Annotated in this window: 17 protein-coding genes and 5 pseudogenes; 8 read left to right on the top strand and 14 right to left on the bottom strand. The window is 59.6% G+C overall.

The window, feature by feature from the left end:
• The first annotated feature begins 61 nt into the window (after positions 1-61).
• Positions 62-712 carry a GGDEF domain-containing protein gene (locus E4Q08_RS16800; RefSeq protein WP_034913429.1) on the top strand — a complete coding sequence of 217 codons (651 nt, stop codon included), beginning with the start codon at positions 62-64 and terminating at the stop codon, positions 710-712.
• Positions 713-845: 133 nt separating this feature from the next.
• Positions 846-2,321, top strand: a complete 1,476-nt coding sequence (thrC, locus tag E4Q08_RS16795) for a threonine synthase (RefSeq protein ID WP_169071233.1) — start codon at positions 846-848, stop codon at positions 2,319-2,321.
• Between the two features lie 41 nt (positions 2,322-2,362).
• Here the strand turns inward: thrC and E4Q08_RS16790 are convergent, their stop codons facing one another.
• A complete protein-coding gene (locus tag E4Q08_RS16790) occupies positions 2,363-2,500 on the bottom strand; it encodes a hypothetical protein (protein ID WP_169071219.1) in 138 nt (45 codons plus the stop codon).
• Between the two features lie 156 nt (positions 2,501-2,656).
• On the bottom strand, positions 2,657-3,517 hold the full coding sequence (gene nadC / locus E4Q08_RS16785) for a carboxylating nicotinate-nucleotide diphosphorylase (RefSeq protein ID WP_169071218.1): 861 nt from the start codon (positions 3,515-3,517) through the stop codon (positions 2,657-2,659).
• A 59-nt stretch (positions 3,518-3,576) separates the two neighbouring features.
• On the opposite strand from nadC, the pseudogene E4Q08_RS16780 reads away from it, so the two are divergent.
• Positions 3,577-5,053 (top strand): annotated as a pseudogene (locus tag E4Q08_RS16780) (FMN-binding glutamate synthase family protein).
• A 2-nt stretch (positions 5,054-5,055) separates the two neighbouring features.
• Here E4Q08_RS16780 and recQ read toward each other — a convergent pair.
• From recQ to E4Q08_RS16755, 5 genes are read right to left on the bottom strand one after another with little or no spacing between them, the layout of a single operon-like run.
• The gene (gene recQ, locus E4Q08_RS16775; RefSeq protein ID WP_169071217.1) at positions 5,056-6,870 is read right to left on the bottom strand and encodes a DNA helicase RecQ; all 1,815 of its coding nucleotides are present in this window, start codon (positions 6,868-6,870) and stop codon (positions 5,056-5,058) included.
• 34 nt (positions 6,871-6,904) lie between these two features.
• The gene (locus tag E4Q08_RS16770) at positions 6,905-7,636 is read right to left on the bottom strand and encodes a UDP-2,3-diacylglucosamine diphosphatase (RefSeq protein ID WP_034915291.1); all 732 of its coding nucleotides are present in this window, start codon (positions 7,634-7,636) and stop codon (positions 6,905-6,907) included.
• 31 nt (positions 7,637-7,667) lie between these two features.
• Entirely contained in the window at positions 7,668-8,159 is a 492-nt protein-coding gene (locus tag E4Q08_RS16765; protein WP_034915295.1) for a peptidylprolyl isomerase, read from the bottom strand.
• Positions 8,156-8,722: a peptidylprolyl isomerase gene (locus tag E4Q08_RS16760; protein WP_169071216.1), complete on the bottom strand. Its 567-nt coding sequence runs from the start codon at positions 8,720-8,722 to the stop codon at positions 8,156-8,158. The genes E4Q08_RS16765 and E4Q08_RS16760 overlap by 4 nt, the downstream gene beginning before the upstream one ends.
• Positions 8,723-8,752: 30 nt before the next feature.
• Positions 8,753-9,829, bottom strand: a complete 1,077-nt coding sequence (locus E4Q08_RS16755; RefSeq protein WP_034915299.1) for a L,D-transpeptidase Cds6 family protein — start codon at positions 9,827-9,829, stop codon at positions 8,753-8,755.
• 142 nt (positions 9,830-9,971) lie between these two features.
• Between E4Q08_RS16755 and cysS the strand changes: the two are divergent.
• Positions 9,972-11,358, top strand: a pseudogene (cysS, locus tag E4Q08_RS16750) (cysteine--tRNA ligase).
• Between the two features lie 11 nt (positions 11,359-11,369).
• Here the strand turns inward: cysS and E4Q08_RS16745 are convergent.
• The 4 genes and pseudogenes from E4Q08_RS16745 to grpE form a co-directional block, all read right to left on the bottom strand.
• Positions 11,370-12,512 (bottom strand): ABC transporter substrate-binding protein, encoded by a 1,143-nt coding sequence (locus tag E4Q08_RS16745; protein WP_169071214.1) that lies wholly within the window; start codon positions 12,510-12,512, stop codon positions 11,370-11,372.
• 167 nt (positions 12,513-12,679) lie between these two features.
• Positions 12,680-13,801 carry a molecular chaperone DnaJ gene (gene dnaJ, locus E4Q08_RS16740; protein WP_034914591.1) on the bottom strand — a complete coding sequence of 374 codons (1,122 nt, stop codon included), beginning with the start codon at positions 13,799-13,801 and terminating at the stop codon, positions 12,680-12,682.
• A 66-nt stretch (positions 13,802-13,867) separates the two neighbouring features.
• Positions 13,868-15,797, bottom strand: a pseudogene (gene dnaK, locus E4Q08_RS16735) (molecular chaperone DnaK).
• A gap of 91 nt (positions 15,798-15,888) precedes the next feature.
• A complete protein-coding gene (gene grpE, locus E4Q08_RS16730) occupies positions 15,889-16,446 on the bottom strand; it encodes a nucleotide exchange factor GrpE (RefSeq protein WP_034910138.1) in 558 nt (185 codons plus the stop codon).
• 177 nt (positions 16,447-16,623) lie between these two features.
• Between grpE and E4Q08_RS16725 the strand changes: the two genes are divergently transcribed.
• The gene (locus E4Q08_RS16725) at positions 16,624-17,973 is read left to right on the top strand and encodes a serine/threonine-protein kinase (RefSeq protein ID WP_169071212.1); all 1,350 of its coding nucleotides are present in this window, start codon (positions 16,624-16,626) and stop codon (positions 17,971-17,973) included.
• Between the two features lie 42 nt (positions 17,974-18,015).
• Here the strand turns inward: E4Q08_RS16725 and hslU are convergent.
• The 3 genes and pseudogenes from hslU to E4Q08_RS16710 all read right to left on the bottom strand — a co-directional run bounded on the left by hslU (position 18,016) and on the right by E4Q08_RS16710 (position 21,105).
• Positions 18,016-19,348, bottom strand: a pseudogene (gene hslU / locus E4Q08_RS16720) (ATP-dependent protease ATPase subunit HslU).
• 1 nt (position 19,349) lies between these two features.
• Positions 19,350-19,887, bottom strand: a pseudogene (hslV, locus tag E4Q08_RS16715) (ATP-dependent protease subunit HslV).
• A gap of 21 nt (positions 19,888-19,908) precedes the next feature.
• Positions 19,909-21,105: an STAS domain-containing protein gene (locus E4Q08_RS16710; RefSeq protein WP_169071211.1), complete on the bottom strand. Its 1,197-nt coding sequence runs from the start codon at positions 21,103-21,105 to the stop codon at positions 19,909-19,911.
• A gap of 333 nt (positions 21,106-21,438) precedes the next feature.
• Between E4Q08_RS16710 and eno the strand changes: the two genes are divergently transcribed.
• From eno to E4Q08_RS26205, 3 genes are all read left to right on the top strand, one after another.
• Positions 21,439-22,848 carry a phosphopyruvate hydratase gene (eno, locus tag E4Q08_RS16705; RefSeq protein WP_248594973.1) on the top strand — a complete coding sequence of 470 codons (1,410 nt, stop codon included), beginning with the start codon at positions 21,439-21,441 and terminating at the stop codon, positions 22,846-22,848.
• Between the two features lie 390 nt (positions 22,849-23,238).
• Positions 23,239-23,550 (top strand): ArsR/SmtB family transcription factor, encoded by a 312-nt coding sequence (locus tag E4Q08_RS16700; RefSeq protein WP_034917455.1) that lies wholly within the window; start codon positions 23,239-23,241, stop codon positions 23,548-23,550.
• Positions 23,551-23,762: 212 nt separating this feature from the next.
• On the top strand, positions 23,763-24,000 hold a 238-nt coding region (locus tag E4Q08_RS26205), incomplete at its 3' end, for a transposase (RefSeq protein WP_211203465.1).

The raw sequence follows: 24,000 nt of genomic DNA, 5'->3' as shown, positions 1-24,000 counted from the left end.
CATTATGCATTCTTCCCGGCGCGTCTCCCGCCGTTTGCACCGGCGCCCTGCCCTTCATGCCATGCCGTCGGCACAGCCGTCCGATTTCCTGCAGGCAGCGGTCGGCCGTGCGCAACACACGCACATTCACCGTTTCGCTACGCACCAACGGGAAGCTGCCGCACTGGCACTGCTGGCCGCCGAACTGCGCATCGGCGACCTCGAGAGGGCCTTGAGCGAAGCGCGAGCGGCAGCCCATACCGACGCGCTGACCGGCGCACTCAACCGTCACGGCTTTGCTGAAGCCTACCAACGCGAAGCGGCGCGCGCACACCGCAAGCACAGCCCCCTGGCACTGGCGCTGATCGATCTCGATGACTTCAAGCGATTGAACGATGCCCTCGGACACCAGGTGGGCGACGAGGCACTGGTTCATCTGGTCAAGGTTCTGCGCACAGCGCTACGCCCATCAGACATCCTCTGTCGCTTTGGTGGCGAGGAGTTTGTCCTGCTGCTGCCCGAAACGGCACTGAGCCAGGCGGCAACCGCAATTTCCCGTTTTCAGCGACAACTTGCCGCGCAGGCCATCCCGGGCAAGGACATCGTCCTGACCTTCAGTGCCGGCGTCGTCGTGCAGGAAAATGGCGAATCGCTCGAACACTCGATTCTGCGTGCCGACGCAGCGACCTACGCGGCCAAGCGGGCAGGCAAGAATTGCGTCGTCACGGGCTGAGCTTTCCCTGCGCACAGGCATACCGGAAACACGGCTCCGCACCGGCGTCAGGGGAGAGCCTGGCATGGTAGACTGCTCGCCAGTCGCCATCAATCCTCCATACCCCATCCGCCTCTTCCTTACGGTCATCGCCATGCGCTATATCTCGACTCGCGGTCACACCGCCAGTTCACCGAATTCATCAGCTCACACATTTACCGAGATCCTGCTCGGCGGGCTGGCGCCAGACGGCGGCCTCTACCTGCCGGAGGCTTACCCGCAGATCGGCCGTGATGAACTTGAGCAATGGCGGGGTCTGTCGTACGCCGATCTGGCCTACGCCGTACTCTCCAGATTCATTGACGATATCCCCGCAGCCGATCTGCAAGCCTTGCTGGCCAGGACCTACACCGCCGAGGTTTACTGCAACGGTCGCGTCAGAGCACAGGCGAGCGAGATCACCCCCTTGCTCTGGCTCGAACCACCGGATCCCGCGCGCGGCGAAGGCGGACTGGCGATCCTCGAACTATCCAACGGCCCGACCCTGGCTTTCAAGGACATGGCCATGCAGTTGCTCGGCAATCTTTTCGAGTACGTACTGGCCAGGCAGGGCGAGGAAATCAACATCCTCGGCGCCACCTCGGGCGATACCGGTTCATCGGCCGAATACGCGATGCGCGGCAAACAGGGTGTGCAGGTGTTCATGCTCTCGCCGCACGAGCGGATGAGCGCTTTCCAGCGGGCGCAGATGTATTCTCTACACGATGCGAACATCCATAACATCGCGGTACGTGGCATGTTCGATGATGCCCAGGACATCGTCAAGGCGGTGTCCAATGATCATGCCTTCAAGGCAAAGTACAAGATCGGAGCGGTCAACTCGATCAACTGGGCACGGGTTGCCGCGCAGATCGTCTACTACTTCAAGGGGTACTTCGCAGCGACTGCCGGCGGCAACGCCCGACAGGTCGACTTTGCGGTACCTTCAGGCAACTTCGGCAATATCTGCGCTGGCCACATCGCGCGCATGATGGGTCTGCCGATCGGCCGACTGGTTCTGGCGACCAACGAGAATGACGTGCTCGACGAATTTTTCCGGAGTGGCGTCTACCGCCCACGCGCGGCAGCCGAGACCTGCGCCACGTCGAGTCCGTCGATGGACATCTCGAAGGCGTCCAACTTCGAACGCTTTGTCTTCGATCTCGTTGGCCGCGATCCGGCCATGGTTCGCGAGTTGTGGTCAGCGGTCGATGCGGGTCGCAGCTTTGACCTGTCCGGAACGTCGTTCTTTGCCCGATTGCCGGAATTCGGCTTTGTTTCCGGGAAAAGCTCGCACGCCGATCGTCTGGCAACGATCCGCCGAACCTTCGACAGGTATGGCCTGATGATCGATACGCACACTGCTGACGGGCTCAAGGTCGGCAGCGAGTGGCGAACACCGGAGATACCGATGATCGTCCTCGAGACAGCCTTGCCGGTCAAATTCGAGGAAACCCTGGTTGAGGCCCTTGGCCGGAAACCCGAACGGCCAGCCAGCCTGCAGGGGATCGAAAACCTGCCCCAACGGGTTGCGGTCATGGACGTCAGTGTTGATGCAGTGAGAAGCTTCATAGCGCAGCACCTGCGCTGATTCTGGGCAGCCCGGCCGAAGCGGGATGGAGAAACCGCGTTCTAGAGATAGATCACGGCCGGAAAAACGGCGACGGCGAGCACCAGGATCAGCCATTCGAGATTATGCCGCGCCAGGAATCCCGTGAAGTGCATGATCAGAATCGAAATTGCCAACACGTAAAACAGCGCAAACAGCATCGGACCACCCCCCCTTGTTGCGCAGAACCAACGGCCAGCCGGCTTTGCATCGCTCGGGCCAAATTTTATATGACCGCCTTGCTCACCGTTCCGGTCGGCGATCGCGCTGCCGGACGGCAACCCTACAGCAAAGCCGCACGCTGTGTTGGCGAACGCCTACAGCACCTGAAAACGCATCGACAGATCAAGGGCGCGAACATCCTTGGTCAGGCTGCCAATCGAAATGCGGTCTACTCCGGTCTCGGCGATGGCACGCACGCTATCCAGGCTGACGTTGCCCGACGCTTCGAGAACGGCACGACCGGCGGCAATCGCTACGGCCTCACGCATCTCGTCAAGCCCCATGTTGTCGAGCAGAATCATTTCCGCACCGGCATCGAGTGCCTGCCCCAACTCGGCCAGGGTTTCGACTTCGATCTGAACGAACTGGCAACGACCTGCCGCGCTCTCGGCGATCCGTTGCGCGGCAGCCAGGGCGGCGGCGATGCTGCCGGCGGCAAGAATGTGGTTTTCCTTGATCAGAATCCCGTCATAGAGGCCAAGGCGGTGATTGCCACCACCACCGCATCTGACCGCGTACTTTTGTGCCAGGCGCAGACCGGGAATCGTTTTGCGCGTATCAACCACCTGCGCCCGCGTACCGGCAACCAGATCAGCGTATTGCCTGGCTTTGCTGGCAACCCCGGAAAGCAGCTGCAGGAAGTTGAGCGCACTGCGTTCGCCGGTGAGCAGGGCGCGCGCCGGTCCCTCGATTTCGCAAAGCAGTTGATCCGGGTTGATGCGTTGGCCATCCTCCGCCTTCCAGACGATGGCGATCGCCGCATCGAGCCGGGTGAAGCAGCGTTCGAACCAGGCGGTCCCACAAAGAATGGCGTTTTCACGAGCAATCACGGTGGCGCGCCGGATTTCGCCGGCGGGAACCAGTTGTGCGGTAAGGTCGCCGCTCCCGACATCCTCGCTGAGCGCGGCCGCGACGTTGCGCTCGATTTCCGTATCCAGCATGGCTGCAAAGGTCATGACAATTCCCGTACACTAAGAGCTGACTTGACCAATTCTACCACCGAAGGGAGACACATATGCTTGACCTGCTGCTTGTTGGCCTGGGGGTGATGCTTGCCCTTGCATTCGCCGGCGGCCTGGTTTACCTCTATGTACAGGACGTCACGCAGGAAAAGCATGCCGTGTTGCGGAATTTTCCGCTGGTCGGTCATTTGCGCTACTTTTTCGAGACTCTCGGCGAATACTTCCGGCAGTATTTTTTTTCTCGGCGACCGAGACGAGATGCCCTTCGACCGGGCGACTCGCAGCTGGGTCTACCGCATGGCCAAGAATGAAGGTGGCATTATCGGCTTCGGCTCGACCTACCGGATCCATACGCCCGGCGCTCTGGTTTTCGTCAATGCTCCGTTCCCCGTCCTCGATGAGGAGCAACAGGCAACACCAGCGCTGGTGATTGGTGAAGGCCATTGTCGGACCCCTTTCGTCGGCCGCTCGCTGGTGAACATCAGTGCCATGAGTTTTGGCGCCATCTCCCAACCTGCCGTACGCGCGCTGTCTCATGGCGCAGCGGCGGCCGGCTGCTGGCTGGACACCGGTGAGGGGGGGCTTTCTCCCTATCACCTGGAAGGCGGTTGCGACATCATCTTTCAGATCGGTACGGCCAAGTACGGCGTTCGGGATGGCAACGGCGAGCTGTCCGACGAGCGCCTGCGCGAACTCGCCGCACAAGCGAGCGTACGGGCTTTCGAGATCAAGCTTTCGCAGGGAGCCAAGCCGGGCAAGGGCGGGGTTCTGCCGGGCAACAAGGTGACGCCCGAGATCGCACGCATCCGCGGCATCGCCGAAGGACGCGATTCACTGAGCCCGAACCGCCACCGCGACATCGCCAACATCGACGAACTGCTCGACCGGGTCGAACATGTCCGGGCCATCACCGGCAAGCCAGTGGGTGTCAAGACCGCCATCGGAGGTGATCGCTTCATCCAGGAACTCACGGCAGCGGTCGCGCAGCGTGGTCTGCAGGCAGCACCCGACTTTCTGACCATAGACGGCGGCGAGGGCGGCAGTGGTGCCGCACCGCAGGCGCTGGCCGATCACATGGCGATGTCGATTGACGAAGCCCTGCCACTGGTTGCCGACGCACTGCTGGCCAGCGGCCTCAAGGAACGGATTCGGATCATCGCTGCCGGCCAACTGGTGACGCCGGCGCGCGTCGCCTGGGCGCTGGCGACGGGCGCCGATTTCGTCAATACCGCGCGTGGCTTCATGTTCTCGCTGGGCTGCATCCAGGCCCTGCGCTGCCACACCAATACTTGTCCGACCGGCGTCACCACGCACGATCCGCGCCTGCAGCGCGGCCTGGTCGTCGAGGACAAAGCGACGCGGGTGGCGTCCTACTGCCGGAACATGAACAGGGAAATCGAAATGATCGCTCACTCCTGCGGCCTGCGCCATGCCCGCGAACTGCACCGCGAGCATGTACGCATCGTGCAGCCTTCCGGACAGAGCGTCGCACTCGACAGACTCTATCCCTATCCGGCGACGTCGCCCTGAAATCAGTCAGCCGCCGCGACGATGGCCAGCAGGTCTTCGCCGTAGCGGTCGGCCTTGGCAAGGCCGATCCCCGGTACGGCGAGCAGCGCCTGCACAGAGTCGGGCAGCAGCGCAGCGATCTCGTAGAGCGCGCGATCATGCAGGATCACGTAAGCGGGCACACCCTGTTCGCGCGCTCTCTCGCTGCGCCAGGTCCGCAGCCTGGCCAGCAGTGGCGAATCCTTGGCTCGCTGCGGCGAGCTGCCTGGCACGACCTTGCTCCGGGCTGGCTTGCCCTTTGGCCGATCCGAACGCCGTCGCAGCTTGAGGCTGATTTCCCCCTTGAGAATCGGCCGTGCGCTGTCCGTCAGCTTCAGCGCCCCGTAGGCCGCAGCGTCGGCTTCGAGCACCCCAGCGGCGAGCAACTGCCGAAATACCGAGCGCCAGCCCATGTCGTCCATCTCCGCTCCGACGCCGAAAGTCGGCAGGCGGTCGTGACCGAACTGCCTGACCTTGTCGGTAAGCTTGCCACGCAGGATGTCGATCAGATGCCCGGCACCAAAACGCTGGCCGGTTCGCAAGGCTGCGGACAGTGCTTTCTGTGCAGCCACCGTACCGTCCCAGAGCAGCGGCGGGTCAAGGCAGACATCGCAGTTGCCGCAGGGCGCTGCGGCCTCGCCAAAATAGTTGAGCAGGAGGACGCGACGGCACTGTCCCGATTCGCAGTAGGCGAGCATGCTCTCGAGCTTCTGCCTTTCGACGCGCTTCTGCTCGAGCGGTGCCGACGACTCCTCGATCATTTGCCGGTGGATGACCACATCATTCAATCCGTAGGTCATCCACGCCTGCGACGGATCACCGTCGCGCCCGGCGCGCCCGGTTTCCTGGTAATACGCTTCGAGGCTCTTGGGCAGGTCGAGATGGGCGACGAAGCGCACATCGGGCTTGTCGATTCCCATCCCGAAAGCGATGGTGGCCACCATCACCAGCCCATCCTCGCGCAGAAAGCGCTGCTGGTGACGCTGCCGGTCGCCAGCGGTCAGTCCGGCATGGTACGGCAGGGCAGTCACTCCCTGCGCATTCAGCCAGACGGCGGTTTCATCCACCTTGCGGCGCGAAAGACAATAGACGATGCCGGCCGCACCATGGTGCGCACCGAGAAAGCTCAGCAACTGCCTGCGCGGGTTGTCACGCTCGACGATCGTGTAACGGATGTTTGGCCGATCGAAACTTGCGACGAACAAGCTCGCTTCCTCGAGGTTCAGGCGGGTGATGATTTCCTGCCGGGTCAGCTGGTCGGCAGTCGCCGTCAGGGCGATTCGCGGTACCCCAGGGAAGCGCTGGTGCAGCTGTGAGAGCTGAATGTACTCCGGGCGAAAATCGTGTCCCCATTGTGAAACACAATGCGCCTCGTCAATCGCAAAGAGTGCGAGTTGCCGGCGCGCGACGAGTTGTTCGAGCAGGCCGATGAAACGCTCGCTGAGCAGCCGTTCCGGTGCCACATAGATCAGATCCAGCCCGTCGTCCAGCAATCGGCGCTCGGTATCGACCGCCGACCGGAAATCCATCGACGAGTTCAGGAAAGCCGCGCGCACACCCGCCAAGCGCAGGGCATCCACCTGGTCCTGCATCAGCGCGATCAGCGGCGAGACGACCACCCCAACGCCCTGGCGCAGCAGTGCCGGGATCTGATAGCAGAGCGACTTGCCGCCGCCGGTCGGCATCAGCACCAGTGCGTCACCGCCAGCGACGAGCTGGTCGACGATTTCCTCCTGCTGACCACGAAACGACGGGTAGCCGAAAACCCGGCGCAGGATGTCGACCGCGGGCTTGCTCATGGCCTGCGTGCGCCGTGGTAACGACCGAAGGGAATCAGATCCAGCGCTCCCGGTACAGTTCCCGGCCATCCCAGCAAAGAAACTCGCCTTGCGTCTCCTGCCAGTTCGCCAGGACCCAGCGCTCGACGTGAATGCCGTCGACCAGGTGGGCATGCGTCGCCGGACGATGTGTGTGACCGTGGATCAGCGTGGCATAGCCATGCGCACGCAGGAAATCGTCAGTCGCACCGGCATTGACGTCCATCAGGTAGTCCGCCTTGTCGCGCTTGGCAGATTCGCTTTTCTGGCGAGCCGCGATGGCCATCGCCTTGCGCTCCGGCAGGGATTTGCCCAGAAAGGTGGCCTGCCAGTCGGGCCGACGCGCCAGCGCACGAAATGCCTGGTAGTCGTGATCGTCGGTGCACAAGGCATCGCCATGCGACAGGACGAACTGCCATGCCGGCAGCGACAGGACATAAGGATCCGGCAGCAGCCGGGCGCCACTGCGGGCGGCGAAGTGGTCTCCGAGCAGAAAATCGCGGTTGCCATGCATCACCGACACGCGAACACCGGCTGCCGCCAGCGCGTGCAGTGCATCGACGATGTCAGCGGCAAAAGAATCCTCCGGATCTTCGAGGCAGTCGTCACCTGGCCAGGCTTCGAACAGATCGCCGAGAATGAACAATTGCTCGGCGGCACGCGCACGGCCACCGAGAAAATCCAGAAAAATGCGGGTGACACCCGGCGCCTGCGGCGCCAGATGCAGATCGGAAATGAACAGGATCACTACGGGGATGAATCGTGAACTGGTGCGGTCATCAGCAGACCTCGGCACGCTCGATCAGTACATCTTCGACGGGCACATCGCCATGCCCGCCGGAAAAACCCGTTTTGACTGCCTTGATCCGATCGACCACATCGCGACCCTCAACCACCTTGCCGAACACGCAATAGCCCCAACCCTGGGCATTAGGCGCACGGTAATTGAGAAAATCGTTGTTTACCAGATTGATGAAGAACTGTGCGGTGGCCGAGTGCGGTTCCGAGGTACGCGCCATGGCAACCGTGTAGGCATCATTCTTGAGCCCGTTGCTGGCTTCATTTCGGATCGGATCCTTGCAGGCCTTCTGTTTCATGCCCGGCGCGAAGCCACCGCCCTGCACCATGAAGCCGGGAATCACGCGATGGAAAACGGTGTTGTCATAATGACCGGCCTCGACGTAGTCGAGGAAGTTTCTGGCTGACAAGGGCGCTTTTTCGGCGTCCACTTCGATGGCGATGACGCCAAAATTGGTATGCAGCTTGATCATGGCTTTCCTTTCTCGGGAATGATCTTGACCGACTGGATGATGACCGGTTCAAGGGGAACGTCCTGGTGCATCGAGCGGTTTCCGGTCGCCACCCTGGCGATCTTGTCCACCACCTCCATGCCTTGTGTGACCTTGCCAAAAACCGTATAGCCCCAGCCATCGCTCGCGGGATAGTTGAGTGCGGCATTGTCGCGGTGATTGATGAAGAACTGTGAACTCGCCGAATGCGGATCCGCGGTACGGGCCATGGCGATCGTTCCCCGATCGTTTTTCAGGCCATTCTTTCCTTCGTTCTCCACCTTCCTGGCCGCCGACTTCTGTTGCAGGTCAACGGTAAAACCACCGCCCTGGATCATGAAGCCGGGAATGACGCGATGGAAAACCGTGCCGTTGTAGAACCCCTCATTGACGTACTGGACAAAGTTCTGGACAGTTTTTGGTGCCTTTTCGGAATCGAGTTCAATCACGATCCGGCCCATGCTGGTCTGCATGTCGACGCTGGGTGTAGCCAAAGCCGCCACCGACAGCAAGCCACCGGCAATCAGGGCAAGTTTCCTGTACATCAGAGAATTCCTCCAGGTAAATAATGATCTTCAGCCGATGCGTTCCTGCTGAATCAGCCACCTACCCCTGGATTTGACCAGGACGATGGTCTTGGTCACGGTGGATTTCAGGTAGGGCGAACTGTAATGCTGTCGGAGCCTCACCGTTGCCTTATCGTCGGCAAACGAGACCTTGATGTCCTCGATTTCAACCTGTAGCCTGCCGGGCTTGTTCATCGGTCGGGTACGCTCGATTTCCCATGCCTTGCGGGGAATCCCTCTGGGCGTACGAAAATCCGCTGCATAGTAAGCGAGATAGGCCTTGGCATCCTTGCGTGACCAAGCGTTGGCCCAAGCTTGCAGGGCCTTCGTCACCGCCTCCTCGTCGCCGGCAGCCGCCGCGGCCATCCTCGGCACCTCGACCCGGGCCGCCGCTGCTTGCTGTGCCGACTGGTCAGCCGCCGTCGCAGCGGCGAGTGGAGCGATGCCCTGGCCCGCGGACACGACGGCAGCCGCCGTGCTGGCAGCCGGGGCTGAGGCAACAGGCATGGCAGCCAGCTCGGTACCGCTCATCCGGCTGCTGGTCTCGCCAGCCGGCCGCATTGCCACCCCCGGGCTGCTTGTCGAGGGCTTGTTGAGTTCCCGAAGCCTGGCCAGCTTGGATTGTGTCACCCTCCTCGACGGATCGAACTGCAGCGCCTTGTCATAAGCCTGAGCGGCGAGCCTGGCGTAGACATCACCGAGGTTGTCGTAGGCAGTGGTGTAGCCCGGATGAATCCGGATGGCCATCTCGAGTGCCGTACGCGCCTTGTCGTACTGTTTCTGCTGAGCATACAGAACCGCCAGGTTGTTGTAGGGCTCGGGCAATTCCGGATAGTCCTCGGTCAGCTTGCTGAAGACGGCAATTGCTTCCGGCGGCTTGCCCATCTCGGTGAGGAGCAGGCCCTTGAGGAATCGCCCCTGGGCGTCCGCGGGTTTGCTCGCCAGGTAGGCATCGACCTTTTCGAGCGCCTGTGACTTCTGCCCCTGACGCATGAGCCGCTGTGCATCCGACAGCGTGTCGGCAGTGGCAAAGAATCCGGCGCAGCCCAGAAGGAGGCCGACGATCAGGGCTGAGGAAGTGGGCATAGACGTCGGGAGGTTCGAGTGCATGGTTATGGTATACTTGCCCACACGGCGGTTAGGTGTCACTAAACCGATCGATTCTAACAAGAAGTGCGTCCAAACCAAAGTCCTCTGCGTGCGTCCTTTGCGGAGCGCTACCGTGAGCCTGAAAATGCTGAAGATCTACAACTCGCTGACCAGAGAAAAGCAGGACTTCATTCCGATCACGCCCGGCTGCGTCCGCATGTACGTCTGTGGAATGACCGTCTATGACTACTGCCACCTCGGCCATGCACGTGTTCTGGTCGTTTTCGACATGGTGCAGCGCTGGCTGCGAGCGAGTGGGCTACGGGTGTGCTACGTCCGCAACATCACCGATATTGATGACAAAATCATCAAGCGGGCGCTGGCCAACCAGGAAAGCATCGGCCAACTGACGGATCGCTTCATCGGCTTCATGGATGAAGACGCAGCGGCACTGGGCGTGGAAAAACCCGATCATGAACCCCGGGCAACCCGATATATTCCTCAGATGCTCGACCTGATCGAGCGATTGGAGAAAAACGGGCTGGCTTACCAGGCGGCCGCTGGTGACGTGAATTTCTCGGTCCGCAAATTTCCTGGCTACGGCAAGCTGTCGGGCAAGTCCGTTGACGATCTACGCGCTGGGGAACGCGTCGAGCTTGATTCTGGCAAGGACGACCCGCTTGATTTCGTGCTCTGGAAACATGCCAGGGAAGGGGAACCTTTCTGGCCATCGCCCTGGGGCAATGGTCGCCCCGGCTGGCACATCGAGTGCTCCGCGATGAGTTCGGAACTGCTCGGCAAACATTTCGACATTCACGGCGGCGGGCAGGATCTGCAGTTTCCCCATCATGAAAACGAGATCGCGCAGTCCGAGGGCGCACATCGCTGCCCTTTCGTAAACTACTGGATGCATAACGGTTTCGTTCGTGTCGATGACGAAAAAAATGTCGAAGTCGCTCGGCAATTTTTTCACGATCCGGGAAATCCTCAAGCAATACGATCCCGAAGTGCTGCGTTTCTTCATCCTGCGTGCGCACTACCGCAGCCCACTCAACTATTCTGATGCCCATCTCGATGATGCCCGGCAAGCGCTGAGCCGGCTGTATACCGCAATCAAGGCGGCGCAGCCCGCAGTCGAAGTGGCCGCAGTGGACTGGCATGAGCGGCATGCGATTCGCTTCTGCCAGGCAATGAACGACGACTTCAATACCCCCGAAGCGTGTGCAATTTTGTTTGACCTGGCAAGCGAGGTGAACCGCAGCAAGTCCGTGGAACTGGCCAGCCAGTTGCGAGGGCTGGCAGGCCTGCTGGGCCTGCTCAAGCGTGACCCACAGGTATTTTTGCAGGGGACGCCGGCGAACGACGCAGAGATCTCCGCAACCGCCATCGAAACGCTGATCGCCGACCGGCTGGCAGCGAAGAAACGCAAGGACTACTCCGAAGCAGACAGAATCCGAAGCGGACTCCTGGCCGCGGGAGTGGTCCTCGAGGATGACGCCAAGGGAACCAACTGGCGGCGTGCCTGATCGCTGATGGATTAACGAAGAACCCGGCCACTGTTGCCAATGACCGTCAGATCGACAAAGTGGGAACCCAACCTCTCATTGGCCGAATAGCTGACGCGATAGCCCCCCAGGTCGTGGTTCTGCATGCCTTCCAGGCTGGCAAGCAGCTTGTCGCGGCTCAGGTCCTTGCCCGCTTTGCGAATCGCATCGATCAGCACTTTCGCCATGGCGTAGGCTTCGACGCCGTAGTAGGAGAATTTTCCATTCTGGCCGAGCAGCTTCTGGTATTCGCGCACCAGCGGCGTGGTGTCGTTCCAGGGATAGGGCATGACCTGTGAAATGCCGATGCCGCGCGCCTCGTCGCCAAGCTCCTGCACCAGCAGGTCCGCTCCGACCGGCGAAAGGGTCATGAACTGCGGCTTCTGACCGGTTTTCCTCATCGCGCGAACGAAGGCTGCAGTCGGCTTGTACAGGGTCACCATGATTACTGCTTGCGGGTTCACCTGGGCGATGGTCTGCACCGCCTGGCTGACCTCGACCGAGTTACGCTCCACCGTGGCCACCGCTAATGGAGCCTGGTTGTGCTTCCTGAGCGCCGTGATGACACCATCGAGGCCGGATTTGCCGAAACCATCGTTCTGGTACAACACAGCGATGTTCCTGAAGCCGAGAGAGACCAGTTGATTGACGATCGCTTCGGTTTCGTTCGCGTAACTCGCCCGCACATTGAACATGTAGCGATTTTTCGGGTTGTCCCTGGGCGACTGACGGATCGAGTCGGCACCGGAAATCGCTCCGACCAGCGGCACTTTGGCAACGCCAAAGACCTCATTCATGGCCGCTGTCGTTGGACTCGAACCATACGACGCAAGCAAGGCAAAAACCTTCTCCTGGTTGATCAAGGTGCGGGTATTGGCTACCGCACGTTCCGTTTCATAGCCGTCATCGAGTGCGCGCAACTCCAGCCTTCTTCCATGAATCCCACCGGCGTCGTTGATCTGGCGAAAATAGGCGTTGATGACCATCTTCATGTCCAGTCCGTACGCCCCGTTAGGGCCGGAAAACGGCGCAGTCATGCCGATCAGAACGCTGTTGTCGGTGACACCCACCTCAGCGGCAAACACACAGCCGAACCAACTCAAGAAACCAAACAGTAGCGCTCTGGCGATCCTCATGCCATCTCCTTCAGGTAGTGCGTGTGCCGCGACCGTTTACCGATCGCCGGCTCGCGCTAGCCCAGGATGGCGCAGCAAGCTGACACCCTCCTTACACGAAGCGACTCCGTGCTGAATAATGTGTCGCCTGGCACTGCGCTGCGCCGAGGGCGCAGCGACGACAGATCTCAGGTGGCAGCGAAGAAATCGCGCACGCGATCCATCCAGGATTTGGCGCGCGGGTTGTGGTGGGCGGAGTTCTCGCGGCTGGACTCCTCAAGCTCGCGCAACAACTCCTTCTGACGTTCGGTGAGATGCACCGGGGTTTCCACGACCACATGACAGAGCAGGTCACCGTGGGTGTTGCTACGCACGCCCTTGATGCCTTTTCCACGCAAGCGAAAGATTTTTCCGGATTGTGTCTCCGCAGGAACCCGGATCTTTGCCGCTCCATCGAGTGTCGGAATATCGATTTCTCCCCCCAGGGCCGCGGTGGTAAAACTGATCGGCATCTCGCAGTGCAGGTCGTTCTGTTCACGCTGAAAGACAGGATGCGTCTTGAGATGAATCTGCACGTAAAGATCCCCGGAAGGTCCGCCATTGATGCCGTGCTCGCCTTCGCCCGAGAGACGAATCCGGTCACCCTCATCAACACCCGCCGGAATCTTCACCGCCAGACTTTTGTGCTGCTTGACCCGACCCGCGCCGTGACACGGAACACATGGCTCGGCAACAAAGCGCCCGGTTCCGTGACATTTCGGACAGGTCTGCTGAATCGAGAAGAACCCCTGCTGCAGGCGAACCTGACCGCTTCCCTGACAGGTCGGACAGGTCTTTGGCTGCGTACCGGCCTTGGCACCACTGCCATGGCAGGCGTCGCAAACCTCCATCGTCGGAATGCGAATCTTGGTTTCCGTGCCAAAGGCCGCCTGCTCGAGGGAAATTTCAAGGTTGTAGCGCAGATCGGCACCACGGTAGACATTGGAACGTCCACCGCCGCGACGACCACCGAAAATCTCATCAAAGATGCCGCCGAAGGCTTCGGAGAATCCCCCTGCCCCTGCGGCGCCCATGCCGGCCTGTGGATCGATGCCGGCGTGACCGTACTGGTCGTAGGCCGAGCGCTTCTCCGGGTCGGAGAGAATTTCGTAGGCTTCCTTGACTTCCTTGAAGTGCTCCTCGGCCTTGGGGTTGTCCGGATTGCGATCCGGATGATGCTTCATCGCCAGCTTGCGGTAAGCCTTCTTGATTTCTTCATCGGAGGCGTCGCGATTGACGCCGAGAATGTCGTATAAGTCGCGTTTTGCCATCGGTATCTGAACAATTGGAGGGGCGGAGCGAGGCGCGATTATACGCCTCGCCTGGCAGGCAGAGGCCTACTTCTTGTCTTTGACTTCGGTGAACTCGGCATCGACGACGTCGCCGTCATCCTTCTTCGTTTCGCCAGCAGTCCCTGCGGCATGCTCGGTACCCCCCCGCGTGCTCCTGTTGTTTGGCGTACATCTTCTCACCCAACTTCTGCGCGGCTGTCCCGAGCGCCTCGTTCTTCGCCTTGATGGTGTCGAGGTCGTTGCCACGAATGGCCTCCTCGGCTTCCTGCATCGCCCTTTCGATGAGATGTTTCTCGCTGTCGGAGAGTTCCTTGCCATATTCGGCAAGAGACTTCTTGACGGTGTGGATCATGCCATCGCACTGGTTGCGGGCTTCCGCCAGTTCATGCGCCTTCCGGTCCTCTTCGGCGTGCAGCTCGGCGTCCTGGACCATGCGCTGTACTTCCGCCTCGCTGAGGCCGGAAGACGCCTGAATCTTGATCTTGTTCTCCTTGCCAGTGGCCTTGTCCTTGGCGGAAACATGCAGAATTCCATTCGCGTCAATGTCGAAGGTGACTTCGATCTGTGGCATGCCACGCGGCGCCGGCGGGATATCGGAGAGATTGAACTGTCCAAGGCTCTTGTTACCGCTGGCCATTTCGCGCTCACCCTGCAGGACGTGAATGGTGACTGCAGACTGGTTGTCGTCCGCCGTCGAGAAAACCTGTGTCGCCTTGGTCGGGATGGTGGTGTTCTTCTTGATCAGTTTGGTCATCACCCCACCCAGCGTCTCGATACCCAGCGACAATGGCGTCACATCGAGGAGCAGAACGTCCTTGACCTCGCCTTGCAGAACGCCACCCTGGATCGCTGCCCCAACGGCAACCGCTTCGTCCGGATTGACGTCCCGGCGTGGTTCGCGACCGAAGAACTCCTTCACCCTTTGCTGCACCTTGGGCATCCGGGACTGGCCACCGACGAGAATGACGTCGTCGATGTCGCCGATCTTGCAGCCGGCATCCTTCAACGCAATGCGGCAGGGCTCGATGGTCCGCTCGATGAGATCGTCGACCAGCGCTTCGAACCTGGAGCGTGTGATCTTCAGCGTCAGGTGCTTGGGCCCGGAGGCGTCCGCGGTGATGTACGGCAGATTGATTTCGTTTTGCTGCCCGGACGAAAGCTCGATCTTGGCTTTTTCAGCAGCATCCTTGAGGCGTTGCAGGGCCAGCACGTCGGCCTTCAGGTTGACACCCGATTCCTTCTTGAACTCATCGATGATATGGTCGATCAGACGCTGGTCAAAGTCTTCGCCACCGAGGAAGGTGTCGCCGTTGGTGGACAGCACCTCGAACTGGTGCTCGCCTTCGACCGCTGCGATTTCGATGATCGAGATGTCGAAAGTACCGCCGCCGAGGTCATAGACCGCGATCTTCTTGTCACCCTGTTTCTTGTCCATGCCGAAGGCCAGGGCCGCTGCCGTCGGTTCGTTGATGATGCGTTTGACTTCCAGACCGGCGATCCGCCCGGCATCCTTGGTCGCCTGGCGCTGGCTATCGTTGAAATAGGCCGGCACGGTGATCACCGCCTCGGTGACCTCCTCGCCCAGGTAATCCTCGGCGGTCTTCTTCATCTTGCGCAGCACTTCGGCGGAAACCTGCGGCGGGGCAATCTTCTTGCCGCGCACCTCGACCCAGGCGTCACCATTGTCCGCCCTGAGAATCTTGAACGGCATCAGGGAGATATCCTTCTGCACTTCCTTCTCTTCAAAGCGGCGACCAATCAGCCGCTTGATCGCGTACAGAGTGTTTTTCGGATTGGTCACGGCCTGACGCTTGGCCGGCGCTCCGCAGAGAATTTCACCATCTTCCGCATAAGCGACCGTTGATGGTGTGGTACGCGCACCTTCAGAGTTCTCGATCACTTTCGGTTTGCCGTTTTCCATGACAGCAACGCAGGAGTTGGTCGTTCCGAGATCAATGCCGATGATCTTGCCCATATCAGAATCCTTTCAATATTGTTTTTCAAAAACATTCGCCAAAACCGGAATGTCTGGTGATACGCTGCAGTTGGGGATTATCGTGACGATTTCAAGCGCCTGCCCTGGCGACGACGACCAGCGCCGGGCGCAGCACGCGGTCAGCCAGCAGGTAGCCCTTCTGCAGTACGCTGACGACGGTGTTTGGCTCCTGTGTCGATTCGACGACGCTGATCGCCTGGTGTCGATGCGGATCGAACTTCTCGCCAAGCGGATCGACTTCCGTCAGTGCCGATTTTTCGAAAGCGGCGACCAGTTGCTTGAGGGTCAGTTCGGTACCGGACCGAAGGCTCTCGACGCTGGCTGTTTCGGTCGCCAGTGCAGCTTCGAGGCTGTCCTTCACGGCCAGCAGTTCCCGAGCAAAACGGTCAACAGCGAACTTCGCAGCCTTGCTAATGTCTTCCTGGGCACGACGGCGCACATTCTCGGTTTCAGCTTTGGCGCGTAGCCACGCATCGTGGTACTCCTCTGCCTGCAGTTGCGCTTGCCTGAGAGTTTCTTCGAGACTGGGCGTGCCGCCTGCAGGCGCGGCTTCCGATGGGAAGGCAACGATTTCCGGTGTTTCGGTAGCAGCAGTGGTCTCTTCGGGTACTTTGTCGTTCGTTTGCATAGATGTTGATCTCCCTAAAACGGAAAGGAGTTTGGGGCGAGTTCTTCGATTTCAAGCTTTTTTTTACCTTGGTCGTGCCGGGCAGCGAGGCAAATCATGCATAATTTTTCATGTACAAGACGATTCTGCTGCTAGCATTTCAATTCCCGATGGTCGTCGATAGGGTGTGGTTCTGGCATGTTGGAGAAGATCGGCAAGTATGAAATCATTCGCTCCCTGGGCAAGGGTGCGACTGCTGTCGTCTATTTGGCTCGAGATCCGGACCTGGGCAGCCAGGTCGCAATCAAGCTGATCCGCTTCGGTGAAGAAAATGCAGCCATGTCGCGACGTCTGCGCAAGCTTTTCCAGACCGAGGATGCGATCGGCCGTCGTTTGAATCACCCGAACATCGTCAAGATCCACGACGCCGTGGTGGAACCCGAACAGGCGTATCTGGTGATGGAGTTCATTGATGGCACCGCGCTCGACAAATATTGTGCAATCAATCGCCTACTGCCGATGCACCGCGTCATCGGCATCATCTTCAAGTGCTGCCTGGCCCTCGATTACGCCTTCCGCCAGGGCGTCGTGCATCGCGATATCAAACCGGCCAATATCCTGCTGGATGCCGACGATAATCCGAAAATCACCGATTTCGGTTTGGGGCTCAATCTCCTCAAGGATATGGGCAAGGACTCGACTTTCGTCATGGGCGTCGGCTCACCAGCCTACATGTCCCCTGAGCAGGTCAAGAACTATCCGCTCAATCACAAGACCGACCTCTATTCGCTTGGTGTCCTGCTATTCCAGTTGCTGACCGGGCGACTACCATTTCGCGCCAACAATCCCGCAACGCTGGTCTACAAGATCATCAACATGGACTCGCCTTCGGTATGCGCACTCAACCCGACTTTGCCGGCAGGCCTTGATCCGATCATCAAGAAGGCACTCGAGAAGGACCTGTACAGCCGCTACCGCAATGGTGCCGAGTTTGCCAAGGATCTTTCCTCGGTACGCTACCAGATGCTCGAAGAAGATCAGATGCAGCAAGATCTGACACACTTCGAAAAGTTGCGCAAAGTGGAGTTCTTCACCGAGTTCGAGGATATCGAGTTGTGGGAAGTGCTGCGCATCAGTGTCTGGCGAGAACTGTCGGAAAAAGTCACGCTCATCCGTGAAGGTGAAAACCATCGCAAGTTTGGCGTGGTGGTTGACGGCTTTGTCGAGATCTCCACAAATGGACGGGTGATCTGTCGGCTCGGCGCAAGCGAGGTGGTTGGAGAAATGGCATTCCTGCACCCGACCGACCCCCGGCGTCACGCCACGGTGGTGACCTTGGAGCCGACCCTGTTCCTGGAGATCAATAGCGCAGCGCTGGACTTGAGTTCTGACGAAGTACGGGAACGCTTCAACAAGGTCCTGCTGAGCAAGCTGCTCGGCCGCTTGCGCGAAGCCAACAAAGTGCTGGCCAAGCTCGGTCAGACCGCTGTGCAGGGCAGCTCTTCGGCTTACGCTGCAGGCCTGATGCCGCCCCTGGAGTTGCTTTGATGCCGGTCCTGGTGGTAGTGAAGTAAGCGGCAGAGCTGCGGGCTAGAGAACGTAGCGCGACAGATCCTCGTTCTGCGCCAGTTCGGCAAGCCGGCTGTCCACATAGGCTGCATCGATGGCAACGCTCTCCAGGCTTCCCTCGCCGGCGGAGAACGACACCTCTTCGAGCAGCCGTTCCATGACCGTATACAGTCGTCGAGCACCGATGTTCTCGGTACGCTCATTGACCGACCAGGCAATCTCGGCCAGGCGCTTGATCCCGTCCGCGGCAAAGTCGAGGGTCACCCCTTCGGTTGCCAGCAGTGCCTGGTATTGCATGGTCAGGCATGCGTCAGTCTGCGTCAGAATGCACTCGAAGTCGGCGACCGACAAGGAATCCAGTTCCACCCGGATCGGCAGGCGACCCTGCAGTTCAGGAATCAGGTCCGAGGGTTTCGCCAGGTGGAAAGCACCGCTGGCAATAAACAGGATATGATCGGTCCGGATCATCCCGTACTTGGTCGATACCGTGGTACCTTCGACGAGCGGCAGCAGGTCGCGTTGCACCCCCTGACGCGAAACGTCCACACCGTGCGTGTCGCTGCGAGAGGCGATCTTGTCGATTTCATCGAGAAAGACGATGCCGTTCTGCTCGACATTACGGACGGCATCGTGTTTGACATCCTCATCATTGACCAGCTTCGCGGCTTCCTCCTCGATCAGCAACCTGCGTGCCTCGAAGATCTTCAGCTTGCGCGATTTCTTGCGGCCCCCACCCATGTTCTGAAACATGCCCTGAATCTGCGAGGTCAGCTCCTCCATTCCCGGGGGTGCGAAGATTTCGGCCTGCATCAACGGAGCGGCGACATCCACCTCGATCTCCTTGTGGTCCAGTTCGCCCTCGCGCAGTTTCTTGCGAAATTTCTGCCGAGTCGCACTGTCTTCCGTCGATTGCGCATCGTTGAAGAAATTGCCGCGTGCCGGCGGCAACAGGGCGTCGAGAATGCGGTCTTCGGCAGCGTCTTCGGCACGTATACGAACGCCCGTCATTGCCTGTTCACGAGCACTCTTGACGGCAATCTCGACGAGGTCACGGATAATCGTTTCGACATCGCGGCCCACGTAACCGACCTCGGTAAACTTGGTGGCCTCGATCTTGATGAACGGCGCGTTGGCCAGACGTGCCAGCCGGCGCGCGATTTCGGTCTTGCCAACACCAGTGGGTCCGATCATCAGGATATTCTTCGGCGTGATCTCCTGGCGCAGCGGCTCGGCGACCTGCGCGCGCCGCCAGCGGTTGCGCAGCGCAATCGCCACGGCCTTCTTGGCCTTGCCCTGACCAACGATATGTTTGTCCAGTTCGTGAACAATTTTTCTGCGGAGTCATCGACGACATATTATTCGAGCACCTCGATGGTGAAGTTCTGATTGGTATAGATGCACAGATCGCTGGCGATCTGCAAGGACTTGCGGACCACCTCGGCCGGATCGAGTTCGCTGTTTTCTACCAGTGCGCGTGCCGCCGCTTGCGCATAACGCCCCCCCCGAGCCAATGGCGACGATGCCATACTCCGGTTCGAGCACATCACCATTGCCGGTGATGATCAGTGAATTCTCCTGATCAGCGACCGCCAGCATGGCCTCCAGCCGACGCAGGGCACGGTCGCTGCGCCAGTCCTTGGCGAGTTCAACTGCCGAGCGGAGCAGATTGCCCTGGTGCTTGTCCAGTTTGGCTTCGAAACGTTCAAACAGGGTAAAGGCATCCGCCGTCCCACCCGCAAACCCGGCGAGAATCCGCCCCTGATGGATGCGCCGAACCTTGCGGGCAGTGGCCTTGATGACGATATTGCCCAGGGTTACCTGGCCGTCTCCACCCATGGCAATGCGCTTGCCGCGGCGAACGGACAGGATCGTCGTGCCGTGGTACTGGTCCATACAAAACTCCTGTTGGTGGTTCTAGTTTCTGGCGAGAACGATTTCCGCCACGGCTTTCAGCCCGACGACGCGGAACAGTTCGGCAAGCAGGTAATGGGGATGACGGAAAATGATCTGCCGGCCCTTCCGCTTGACCATGGTCAGGATGTTGAGCAAGGCGCCGGCACTCAGGAAGTCCATACGCGTCACGGCAGCGCAATCGATCAGCACCGGATCGTTGGCTTCAGCGTACGCCGGCAAGTCAGTGAAACGGGAAGCCTTGACATCGCCCTTGATGACATACGCCTCGGTCACCAACTGATCGGCGACGGCCAGCACCAGTGGCGGCGGTTCGGCCTCCATCACCCGTCTGGGCTCCCAGGAGGGTGGGGAAATCTCGAAGGTCACTGCATAGTTGACCGCCAGATCCTCGAAAGCCTCCAACTGCCCGCGCAACTGACATACCTCGAGCTTCAGCAGCCAACAGGCCTGGTTTTCTGTTCGACCGGGCATGATCAGGGGGTCAAGCAGGGCCGCGAGGTGATCACGACCCAGCAACTCGATCTCGCGCCGATCCTTGTGCGCCTGCTGCAGCAGATCCAGAAGCCACTGGCAACCGGCAGCATCCAGTCTACGCAGCTTGGACAAATCGAGACGAAGACGCGGGTTCCTCGCGAGAGCCTGGCGTACCGCCGTAAATCCGGCATCGTTATCACCGGTCAACTCACCCTTGAACAACACCGACCCAACCACTTTGGCGTGTACCGGCGCGGCGACAGCGGTATCGCGCCAGCCTGGCGGCGATTTCTCGAAAGACTGTGCGTAGTCGATTCCCAGCGCCTCAAAAGGGGCTTTCTGGCCAGTCAGCCGGAAGAGGTCGAAAAGCATCAGCCATAAGCGCTCGCCCGGGCCGGAACGGTAGGAGCGGGTCGAGTTCTCGAGCAGCGAGCGCACCGCACTGTCCTGGCCATTGGCAAAGAGCATGGCCGCCTCTTCAGCCTCGGCGTCTACCGGATCAATCTCAACCTCGATCGGAATATCATGCGCGTGCTCACTGAACACAAACTCGCTGAGATCCAGAGGCTGCCCTTCGATCTTGGAAACCGGAGTGGCAAAGGGGAGGTCAGCCCGCAACAGGCCGACTGGCGCGGCGGCGGCCGGCTTATCATCCGGCGCCTGACCCAGGGCTTCGCCCCGCTCGTCGCGGGCGCGGGGAGCGGCGGCTGGCCGGGCAACCATTTTCTTTTCCGGTGGCTGCTTCTTGAAAAACGAAAAAACCATTTGGCGAGAGGGACTGCGGTTGAATTCGTGAATCCGCGATGAGTTTACCTTGTAACACATCGTCCAGCACACTGCAATTTCCTTCCGGAGTCCATTCATGCTGGATGCCTGTGTTTCGCTGAAGATCTTCTCTGTGACACACAAGTGACCGATTCTCCACGCTTTATCTGGATGGACGAATTGACCCTGATTTCGTTGTCAGGCATTGCACCTTGTCATCTGAATTCGGTATGATCACCGGGAGAAATTTCCCTCGATCTTTCCACCGAACCACTCCTACGGAGCTCCATCATGGCAAAAGCCAACAAAGTCAAGAAAGCAGAAAAGGCCGAGAAGGCCGAGAACGTCGAACAGCCCGAGCAAGCCGAGGCAGCGTCTGACGTCACCCCTGAATTCGTCAAGATCACCAAGGTCGTCGGTCGACAGATCCTTGACTCGCGCGGCAACCCGACCGTCGAGGTCGACATCACGCTCGACAACGGATTCATGGCCCGCTCCGCAGTCCCATCAGGTGCGTCGACCGGGGAATTCGAAGCCTGCGAACTGCGTGATGGCGACAAGAACGCTTATCTCGGTAAAGGCGTGTTGAAGGCGGTCGAAGCCGTCAACACCAAGATTGCCAAACTGCTCAAGGGCAAGAACCCTCTCGACCAGCGCGCACTCGACGAGGCAATGATCGCTCTCGATGGCACGCCCAACAAGTCGAACCTGGGAGCGAACGCGATCCTCGGCGCTTCGATGGCGATCACGCTGGCTGGTGCCCATGTCAGCAAGCTGCCGCTCTGGAAATACATCGGCAAGATCCACAAGAATCGCGACTTCACCTTGCCGACACCGATGGCCAACATCATCAACGGTGGCAAGCACGCCGACAACCTGATCGACTTCCAGGAGTTCATGATCATGCCGGTGGGTGCGCCGACTTTCTCGGAAGGGCTGCGCTGGATCACCGAGGTTTTCCATGCACTGAAGTCGATCCTCAAGAAGGGCGGGCATGTCACAGCCGTTGGTGATGAAGGCGGCTTTGCACCCAACCTCACCAACGACGAATCGCTCGAAGTCATCATGCAGGCGATCGTTGCGGCCGGCTACAAGCCCGGCAAGCAGATCAGCATTGCCCTCGACTGCGCATCTTCCGAACTTTTCGACGAAGGTGGCCGCCAGGGCTACAAGTTCTGGAAGTCGAATCCCGACAAGCTGTTCACCGACGACGAGATGATTGCCGTCTACAGCGAATGGTGCAAGAAATACCCGATCGTCTCGATCGAAGATGGTCTCGACCAGAGCGACTGGGAAGGCTATGTCAAACTGACCAAGGCGCTCGGTGACAAGGTGCAGATCGTCGGCGACGACTTCTTCGTCACCAATCCGGTACGTCTCAAGCAGGGCATCGACATGAAGGCAGCCAACGCGATCCTCATCAAGGTCAACCAGATCGGCACCGTCACCGAGACGCTCGACGCCATCAAGATGGCCCAGAAAGCCGGTTATGGCGTCATCTCGTCGCATCGTTCCGGTGAAACCGAAGACTCTTTCATCGCCGACCTGGCCGTCGGTACCGGCGCCGGGCAGATCAAGACCGGCTCGCTGTCGCGTACCGACCGTATCTGCAAATACAACCAGTTGCTGCGTATCGAGGAGCAACTCGGCAACAAGGCCGTCTACAAGGGTCTGAAATCGATCAAGGGTGCCGGCTTCTAGGCTAACGGTCATGACTTTTCCAGACACCCCCGATCATGAAAGTCATGACCGTTTCCCTCTCCCCCCGACCCCTCCCCCCGCGAGGGGGGAGGGGAGATTCCTGAGTCGCATACGCGACTTTCACATTAAGCAGCCGCAGCTTGAGAAGGGCATCGCCGTGGCGATGCCCTTTTTTCATCCCGCCAGCAAGCTGACGATTCGCGCATCGCAATGGACTTCAGCTTGCGAAACATTTCCATAATGCTAGAATGCTAGAAGCAAGTGAAACTCCGGTTCACCTGCTCGGTAAAAAACCCGGATGATGGTCGCAAACCCGATAGGACCAAGGCAATGCCCAGGCTGGCTGCAAATGCTTTACGAGATCGGCAATATTTCGGTATTGTGGGAACGATGACCAATACCGATGCCGTCACCGCGCTGGCCGCACTGGCACAAGACAGTCGCCTCGCCATTTTCCGGCTGCTGGTGCAGAGTGCGCCGGCGGGCCTGACCGTCGGCCTGATTGCCGAGCAACTGCAATTACCGGCACCCACCCTTTCCTTCCACCTCAAGACCCTGACCCATGCCGGTCTGGTCAACACCACACAGGAAGGCCGTTTCGTTCGCTGTCATGCCGCGCTGGACAGAATCGACGCCCTGCTCGGTTTCCTGACCGACAACTGCTGTGGAGGACATCCCGAAATCTGCAAACCGCAGCCCTGACGGTGATGACTCTTCCAGGCACCGCCGATCATGAAAGTCATGACTCATGGCAGGATTCGTGAGTCGCTGACACGACTTCCACATTAATTCTACTTTGCCACATTTCTAAAATGGTTGAAATACAGGCTATTGAGCTACATATCTAATGCTCTACCACATAAGGAGTATGACGATGAAATCGCCAAATTTATTTATTTGGGATCGGGCGTGCGGTGGCCAGCTGCTGCGAGAATCTGACCAGCCATTTTCAGTCGTTCCGGGAGTGTTTCCGCAGTAAAACGCGAAGCACGGCCGAGCAAGCTGAACAGTACTTGCGGGGCCTTTTTCAAAGCCCTCGTGCGAACCTGGAACAGATGAGCGAGACGGTGGCGGAGACCGAGTATTACAGCCTCCACCACCTGTTGAGCGATGCTGCATGGGACTTTGAGAATGTGCGTCGGGAGACGGCGC

The organism is Candidatus Accumulibacter contiguus, from assembly GCF_012940005.1.
GTDB lineage: Bacteria > Pseudomonadota > Gammaproteobacteria > Burkholderiales > Rhodocyclaceae > Accumulibacter > Accumulibacter contiguus.
The sequence above is the reverse complement of the archived record's forward strand: the minus strand, read 5'-3'. Positions and strand labels throughout refer to the sequence as shown.